This is a genomic window from Paenibacillus sp. GCM10023250 (assembly GCF_042653205.1).
GTDB lineage: Bacteria > Bacillota > Bacilli > Paenibacillales > Paenibacillaceae > Paenibacillus_Z.
Genome location: NZ_JBHSHY010000078.1, coordinates 1 through 7,456, shown reverse-complemented (window position 1 = coordinate 7,456; position 7,456 = coordinate 1). Strand labels below are relative to the sequence as shown.

General features: G+C 65.5%; 7 protein-coding genes. 2 read left to right on the top strand and 5 right to left on the bottom strand.

The features are described 5' to 3' along the window. The coding region (locus ACFPB1_RS27200) for a GTP-binding protein (RefSeq protein ID WP_379229348.1) at window positions 1–729 on the bottom strand (729 nt) is incomplete at its 3' end. Window positions 730–919: 190 nt separating this feature from the next. Between ACFPB1_RS27200 and ACFPB1_RS27195 the strand changes: the two genes are divergently transcribed. Together ACFPB1_RS27195 and ACFPB1_RS27190 are read left to right on the top strand one after the other, a co-directional pair. Continuing rightward, entirely contained in the window at window positions 920–2,056 is a 1,137-nt protein-coding gene (locus ACFPB1_RS27195) for a CobW family GTP-binding protein (RefSeq protein ID WP_379229347.1), read from the top strand. Window positions 2,057–2,177: 121 nt separating this feature from the next. Further along, window positions 2,178–2,696: a hypothetical protein gene (locus ACFPB1_RS27190; RefSeq protein WP_379229346.1), complete on the top strand. Its 519-nt coding sequence runs from the start codon at window positions 2,178–2,180 to the stop codon at window positions 2,694–2,696. A 173-nt stretch (window positions 2,697–2,869) separates the two neighbouring features. Here ACFPB1_RS27190 and ACFPB1_RS27185 read toward each other — a convergent pair whose 3' ends face one another. The 4 genes from ACFPB1_RS27185 to ACFPB1_RS27170 form a co-directional block, all read right to left on the bottom strand. Further along, window positions 2,870–4,276 (bottom strand): ADP-ribosylglycohydrolase family protein, encoded by a 1,407-nt coding sequence (locus ACFPB1_RS27185; protein WP_379229345.1) that lies wholly within the window; start codon window positions 4,274–4,276, stop codon window positions 2,870–2,872. Window positions 4,277–4,280: 4 nt separating this feature from the next. Next, window positions 4,281–5,240, bottom strand: a complete 960-nt coding sequence (locus ACFPB1_RS27180) for an AraC family transcriptional regulator (RefSeq protein WP_379229344.1) — start codon at window positions 5,238–5,240, stop codon at window positions 4,281–4,283. 173 nt (window positions 5,241–5,413) lie between these two features. Further along, window positions 5,414–5,695: a chorismate mutase gene (locus ACFPB1_RS27175; RefSeq protein ID WP_379229343.1), complete on the bottom strand. Its 282-nt coding sequence runs from the start codon at window positions 5,693–5,695 to the stop codon at window positions 5,414–5,416. A 309-nt stretch (window positions 5,696–6,004) separates the two neighbouring features. Further along, window positions 6,005–7,114: an undecaprenyldiphospho-muramoylpentapeptide beta-N-acetylglucosaminyltransferase gene (locus ACFPB1_RS27170; RefSeq protein WP_379229342.1), complete on the bottom strand. Its 1,110-nt coding sequence runs from the start codon at window positions 7,112–7,114 to the stop codon at window positions 6,005–6,007. Window positions 7,115–7,456: the final 342 nt, after the last annotated feature.

Sequence of the window (7,456 nt, the reverse complement as noted above, 5' to 3'; positions counted from 1 at the left end):
CCCGCCCGCCGGCGAGCCTCCGGCCGCGGAAGCGCCGGCTGGCCGGACGGCGGCGCCGGACGGCCGCGCGGCCGGAACGCCGGGCGGCCGCAGCTCGCCCGCGGGCACGATGCCCGCGAACACGCCGGCGGGATCGATGTCGCAGCGCACCGCGCTGACGAACGCGGCGGCCGGGTTGCGGTCCCGCGCGAGCGACCGCACCTTGTCGGCGGTGCGGTCAGAGATCAGGTCGAACTTGTTGGCGACGATGACGTCCGCCACCTCGAGCTGCCGCCGGAGCGTGCGGATCAGTTCCCGGTCCGCGGAGAAGATGCTGTTATAATCAAGCGCATGCTCCGCATCCAGCACGGTCACGATACGGTGCAGCGCGACTTTGCCGATGACTTCGGGCTCGGTCATCGCCTCGACGATTTCTTCCGGGTTCGCGACGCCCGTCAGCTCCATGACGATGACGTCCGGCCGCATCAGCGCGAGCCGCTCGAGGCAGCCCGCGAGCTCGCTCTTCTTGCTGCAGCAGAGGCAGCCCTCCGTGATGCGCTCCATCAGGGCGTAGGCGGATTCGCGGCTCACCTGCGTGCCGTCGACGTCGACGGCGCCGATTTCGTTCATGAGAACGGATGCGCGCAGTCCGCTCGTATGGGCATGCCGCAGCAGCCGGAGCAGCAGGGTGGTTTTGCCGCTGCCCAGGAAGCCGCTCAAGACGATTACCGGTATTGCACGTTGCTTCATGTTGGCCACGTCCTCCTTCCAGGGGTCCGGGCGGCAGGCCGGCATCCGGCTTGAAGGCGAACGCTGCCGAGCCGCCACATTCCAGAACTGTATGCGTCCGCGCCTGGAAATAACACCGAAATCTACGATGCTGTTAAAAACGCAGCGGGAGCGGTATAATGAGGCCAGCTTACAGGCAGGGGGAATCGCAATGGCAACGACAAACGGCGGACCGGACCGAGCCGCGAACGCAGCGGAAGGGAGCGCGGTCACTGTGCACCTGCTGTCCGGGTTTCTCGGCAGCGGCAAAACGACGCTCTTGAATCAAGTCGTCGATTATTATAAAGAACAGGACATCAACGTTGCGGTCGTCATGAACGAGCTCGGCGACGTCAATCTGGACGGGCAGCTGCTGGGCGGCGAAGTGCCGATGGCCGAGATGCTCGGAGGCTGCATCTGCTGCACGATCCGCGGCGACCTGAGCTTCGAGCTGAAGGCGCTGATCGACGAGCACGCGCCGGACGTGGTGCTCATCGAATCGACCGGCGCGGCGAATCCGATGGAGATCATCGACGCCGTGACGGAAGCCGCGCTGCTGCTGCGCATCGACCTGCGGACAATCGCGACCGTCGTCGACGGGCCGGAGCTGCTCGCGCGGAGCAAGCGCGGCGGGCGCACGTTCAAGCTGATGCAGGAGCAGATCCGCTGCGCGACGGACCTGATCGTGAACAAGGCGGATAAGCTGGCGCCGGAGGAGCTCGTCGAGGCGCAGCAGCTCGTGCGCGGGCTGAACGCGTACGCGCCGCTCACGGTTACGGTCCACAGCGCGATCGACCTCGCGATCTTCGATCCGGCGGACGGCGCGGACGCGAAGCCGCGGCCGGAAGCCGCTGCGGGAGCCGGCCGGGCGGAGGCGCCGGGCGGTCATGTCTGCGGACCGGACTGCCGGCACGGCGAGCACGATCACGCGCATGACGGCGAGCATCGGCACGGCGAGGATCCCGGCCATGACCACGGGCACGCGGACCACGGGCACGCGCATGACGGGCACGCGCATGCGCACGATTCGCACGCGCACGTCATGACGCTGACGCATTTTTTGGCCGGACCGATCGACAGCTACGCGTTCGAGGAGCTGCTCAATCGGCTGCCGCAGGACGTCTACCGGGCGAAAGGCATCGTGACGTTCAGCGATACGAACAGCCGCTTCCTGTTCCAATTCGCGTACCGCGAGACGGAATTCATCCGCATCACGCCGCAGGGGGACGTGCACGACGTGGCCGTGTTCATCGGGGAACACTTCGACAAGGACGCGCTGCTGGCCGAGCTGGCCGCCCTCGAATCCTAGGGCCGACCCTTGAAATAATGCGTCGAAAAAAAACTGGGTTTTGTTGGATAAAAGGCTTCGCCAATGGACAAGCTACCACAGAATGGGTCGAACCATGGCCCGCGAAGGGAGCTGACTTAAGATGAAGACACCATCCTGGCGCAAGCAAATCGCTGCGCTCGGCACCGCGGCGGCGCTGCTGCTGACCGCGATGCCCGTATACGCCCAGGCGGCGACGCCGCCTTCGGAACAGCTGCAGGCGCAGCATGAGCAGGAACGCGACCACTGGCGCTTCGGCGGCGGTCACGGCCATGGCTATAAGCATGGCGATCGCGAGGCCCGCAAGCTGGAATTCATGAAGGACGCCGCGCAATATTTCGGCATCTCGACGGAGGGCAAGTCCGCCGATCAGCTGAAGAAGGAAGTGAAGGCGGCCAAGGACGCGGATCCGGCGAAATGGGACAAGTTCATCGCGGCGAAGAAGGCGCAGCGTCTGACTCGTCTGCAGGACACGGCCAAGCGGCTCGGCATCTCGACCGAGGGCAAAACCGCGAAGCAGCTGCACGACGAAATCCGCGACGCCTGCAAGAACCGCATGATCAAGGAAAAGGGCGGCAAGCCGTCCGCAGACGTGAAGCCGGAAGCCAAGCCGGGCGCATAGCCTCGGCGCAGGGCAGCCGAGCATCGGGGCGCGCAGCCTCGGCGCTGGGCAGCCGAGCATCGGGCAGCCGGCGCATAGCCGGTCCGGCGGGCGGCGCGTATCACGATCGATCGAGTACGACAAGCAGGGCCGTCATCGCGGGATGACGGCCCTGTTTGCGCATGCGGTTCGGTTCAGACGCCGGCGGCCGATGCGGCCTGCAGCTTGCGGAACGTCTCGTAGCTGCGGCGCGCGCATTCCGGGATGGCGATCGGATGGAAGCCGTTCACGGCGGCGTACAGCTGATTGTTCAGCGGCGCGGTCCACGAAGCCGGCAGAGCGTCGCGGCCGAGCATCGCCCCGAGGACGGAGCCGACCGTCGCGCCGTTGCAGTCCGTGTCCCAGCCGCCGAGCACCGCAGTCGCGATTCCCTTCTCGAAGTCGCCGCCGGAGTGGATGAGCGCCGCCGCGCACAGCGCCGCGTTGTTGTTCGTGTGCACGGGATGGTAGTGGCAGAACGCGTCCCAGATGCGCCGGGTTAGCTCGACCTGGTCGTCCGACTCGTCGGCGATGGCGACCGCGAGCTTGATATCCGCGGCCAGCCGGCTGCTCGCCGGAATCGCCTCGAGGCCGATCTCGACGACGCGGCGGACGTCGGTCTCCACGAACGCGGCGGCGATCATGGCAGCGCAGAACATGGCGCCGTAGATGCCGTTCTTGACGTGGGAGAACGATGCGTCCCGCCACGCCAGCTCCGCGGCCAGCCCGGGATTCCCCGCCGCGCCGTAGGCGTAGCCGTCGACGCGGATTTGCGCGCCGATCCATTCCCGGTACGGATTCAGGTGCGTACGGACCCAGTCCTTGGCCTCCGGCGTCAGCCCTTCGCGTTCGCCGCCGCGCATATGCGACGTGATTTGCGCGAAATTCAGGTAGGCCTGCGTTTCGGCGGTGCAGACCTGGGCATAGCTGAGCCGTTGGTGCCACAGCTTGCCGACGTCCCAGGAGTCGAAGTCAAGGCCGCGCTCCTCCAGCATGACGAGGCCGAGCACGGTATAGCGGATGTCGTCGTCGGTTTCCATGAAGCGGATGTGCTCGCGGGTGCTCGCTTTGCACCACTGGGCGATGTGAATATCCGGGTACCGCAGCGCGGCGTCCGACTCCTGCGGCGTGTAGCCCGCGATCGGCCACGCGTCCGCGCCCTCGAACCACAGTTTCACGTTCGCGGTGCCCGACCGACCGCCGGAGCCGTGCATGAACGGCCACGATTCCAGCGGCTTGCCGAGCGCGCAGCCCGCGGCGCGTCCCAGCCAGGCGCCTTGGAATTTATCCAGCCATTCCGCGTCCGAAAGCAAGGGCGAAGCGACCGGAGCCGCCGCCTTCGGGCGCAGCGCCAGGATCTCCTCGAGCTCCGACGGCTCATCATACGGAAAATCCGCCGCGACCGGCAGCGCCGCCAATTCCCGGTACAGCTTCATCAGCTCCGCCTCGTCCGCGCCCGCCGCTTCCGCGCGCTCCGCGAACCCCGCGACGTCGCAGCCTTCTTCCCCGCGCTGCTTCACTTCTTCCTTCACCAGCGCCTGCAGCGTATCCCAACCTGCCATGTCTTCAACCGTCCTCTCTTGTCCGTGATGCTTCCATTGTACGGGATGGGCGGGCGGCGTTCTTCTCAGGAAGTCGTCGCGGACTTCTCACTATTTGCGCGTCCGGGGGCGGATTCCGGCTGGCCGAGGCCGAACGTCTGGCGGAATTGGACCGGCGAGAGGCCCGTCGCGTCCTTGAAGGCGAGGTAAAACGTCGCGAGGCTCTGGAAGCCGCAATCGAGCCGATGTGCGCGGCTTGCCGGTCGCTGCCGGCGAGCAGCCGCTTGGCTTCCTGCACGCGCAGCAGCGCGACGTAATCGGCGAAGCGCCGGCCCGTCGTCTCGCGGAACACGCGGCTCGCGCGGGACATGCTGATGCCGAGTTCTTCGGCCACGTCGCGCAGGCCGATCGGCTCGCGGAAGCGCTTCTCGACCAGCTGTGCGAGCGCCTTGGTCTGGTTCGCCGACCGCGCGGCGGACAGCTGCTGCTCGGCGGTCAGCTCGCGGTTGTAATGCCGCAGCAGCAAGCCGCACAGCTGGATGAGGGCGCTCTTGGCCATCGCCAGGCAGCCGGGCTCGCGGTCCCGGAGCTCCCGCTCGACCGCGAGCATCCACGGGCCGACAGCCTCCGCGAGCGGCGATCCCGCGGGGATCAGGTTGCGGAAGCGCGGCGAGCGGTAGGCGAACGGCAGCAGCAGGCCCGGATCCTCGGCCAAGAGCAGCGCGCCGTCGAAATTCAGGAATAGGAAGCGGCTCGGGTCGTCCGGATCGGACTGGGCGATATGCAGTTCCTCGTTGTTGACGAGGAACACGTCTCCCCGGTTCACCTCGTACGCCTTGCGTCCGAAATAAAACCGTCCCGTGCCCGACAGGCAGAGCCCGATCTCCAGGCTGGCATGGGCATGGAGCGGCTGCCGGTACGCGTGCGGCGTCCAGCGGAACGCGTTGATGGGCACGTCATGCTCGTACGTGATGATCAGCTTCATGCGGCAGAACCTCCTTGCGGGCATGCGGCAAGGGCTCGCCGCATCGCGTTGCCACTAGAATACACCATGACGGCGCTTTCAACAATTCGTCCCGCCGCTTGCCGCGGCATGAAAAAAGCCGCCTCCGAACAGGTTCGGAAACGGCCCGTATCGTCCGCGTCCGCGGCGATGCGTTACTTCTTGATCGTCCGCAACTCCATGTGCCGCGCGATGACGAGATCCATGATATGCCGGTAGATGCTCTCCGCATACGCCGGATTGAGCCCGCATTGCTCCGCGTACGCCGCGAGCTTCCGGAATTGCTGCGCTTCGCGCTCGGGGTCCTGGGCGTTCAGGGCGTGCCGCTCTTTATACACGCCGACCTCTTCGGTGAATTTGAAACGGTCTGCCAGCAAGGCGATAATCTGCCGGTCGATTTCGTCGATGTTCGCTCTTAGTTCTGCTAAATCTGCCATCTGATGCACTCCTCGCAAAATTTCACACTTAGACGCTTCTACGCAATAAAGTTTTAACACCACATTACCATAGTACGCCGAGACCTGTAAACGGGTTCCGTTTCCAATCCGGCAAAAATGTTGCGCGGCCCGTCCGGGTTGCGTGCTGCATGCCGGCGAGACGGGACGGGGGCTGGCCGCCGAGAATGAAAAAACCGCCATTCCCACGGATGCGGAATTGGCGGCATTGCCGGTGCAAGCGGGTGAAGCCAGCTGAAGGCAGCTGGAGGCAGCTGAAGGCAGCCGCTGCGCTGTTATCCGGCTGCGTCTTCAGTGCCGGCTCGTTGACTCGATGAGCGCGGCGATGCTGCCGGCGGGGTCGCCGGCATCGCGCTGCCGCATGCGGGCGCGGATGGCGTCGCGCTCGGCGTACAGCCGGCCGAGGGCGGCGAGGAACGCCTCGTCCGTCAGCTCTTCCTCCTGCAGCACTTCGCAGTAGCCGGCTTTGCGGAACGACTCCGCGTTCAGAATCTGGTCGCCGCGGCTTGCCCCCTTGGACAGCGGGATCAGCAGCATCGGCTTGCGCAGGGCCAGAAATTCGAAGATCGAATTGGACCCGGCGCGCGAGACGACGAGCTCCGAGCAGGCAAGCAGGTCGGGCAGCTCGTCATGGACGTACTCGTACTGGCGGTAGCCTTTGACTTTGGCGTACCGGTCGTCCAGCTCGCCTTTGCCGCATAGATGGATGAGCTGGAACGTCTTCGTCAATTCCGGCAGGTTGCGGCGAATCGCGTCGTTGATGCGTTTCGAGCCCAGGCTGCCGCCCATGACGAGCAGCACCGGCTTGCCGGGGAGCAGCTTGCTCCACTGCAGCCCCTTCACGGCGCTGCCGCGCAGCAGCTCGCGGCGGACGATCGGCCCGACGTGCACCGCTTTGCCTCCTTTAATATGGGCGGCGGTCTCCCCGAACGTGACGCACACTTTCCGGGCGAACGGGTTGGCGATCCGGTTGGCGAGGCCCGGCGTCAGATCCGATTCGTGGATGATGACCGGCACGCGGTTCAGCCAGGCGCCGAGCACGACGGGGACGGAGACGAACCCGCCCTTCGAGAAGACGACGTCGGGGCGCAGCTTCCGGATCGTCCGGTAAGCCTGGAACACGCCCTTCACGACGCGAAACGGGTCCTTGACGTTCTGCACGTCGAGGTAGCGGCGCAGCTTGCCCGTCGAAATCGGGTAATAGTCGACATCGCGCAGCCGGGCGATCAGCTGCTTCTCGATGCCGCCGCTCGAACCCATGTAGACGGCGTTCCAGCCTTGGTCCTGCAGGAGCGGGATCAGCGCCAGGTTGACGGTCACGTGTCCCGCCGATCCGCCTCCGGTGAAGAGGATCCGGCGCGGCTTCTCGTCCGGCGGACGAGGGGAGGTTGCTTTTGGCATAGTCGGCTCTCCTTAGTTACAATCGTTATGAACAGCGTAACACATATTCCGCGTCGAGTCCGGGAGGGAATGTGAAATGTCCGCATCGTCATTCGATTACGTCCTTCAACAATATGCGGAGCGCCATGCCGCGCATGACCGAACGCCGCGGCCGGACGAGCTCGAAATCGTCCGCAGCAAAAACCGCCCTGCCTCCGTTCGGAGGCAGGGCGGTTTTTGGCGTGTACGCCCAGCATGGGCGTCATCTCTAGGGTGAAAGTCCCGAACGGGGGCTGGCGAACGCCTACCGTTAGCCAAAAGCAAGGGTGTCCGCCGCGAGGCGGAATCTGAAGGAAGCTTACG

Bases quoted from the DNA above. Each gene is read 5' to 3' on its own strand.
- ACFPB1_RS27195 (WP_379229347.1), top strand. From the start codon at position 920: ATGGCAACGACAAACGGCGGACCGGACCGAGCCGCGAACGCAGCGGAA.
- ACFPB1_RS27190 (WP_379229346.1), top strand. From the start codon at position 2,178: ATGAAGACACCATCCTGGCGCAAGCAAATCGCTGCGCTCGGCACCGCG.
- ACFPB1_RS27185 (WP_379229345.1), bottom strand. From the start codon at position 4,276: ATGGCAGGTTGGGATACGCTGCAGGCGCTGGTGAAGGAAGAAGTGAAG.
- ACFPB1_RS27180 (WP_379229344.1), bottom strand. From the start codon at position 5,240: ATGAAGCTGATCATCACGTACGAGCATGACGTGCCCATCAACGCGTTC.
- ACFPB1_RS27175 (WP_379229343.1), bottom strand. From the start codon at position 5,695: ATGGCAGATTTAGCAGAACTAAGAGCGAACATCGACGAAATCGACCGG.
- ACFPB1_RS27170 (WP_379229342.1), bottom strand. From the start codon at position 7,114: ATGCCAAAAGCAACCTCCCCTCGTCCGCCGGACGAGAAGCCGCGCCGG.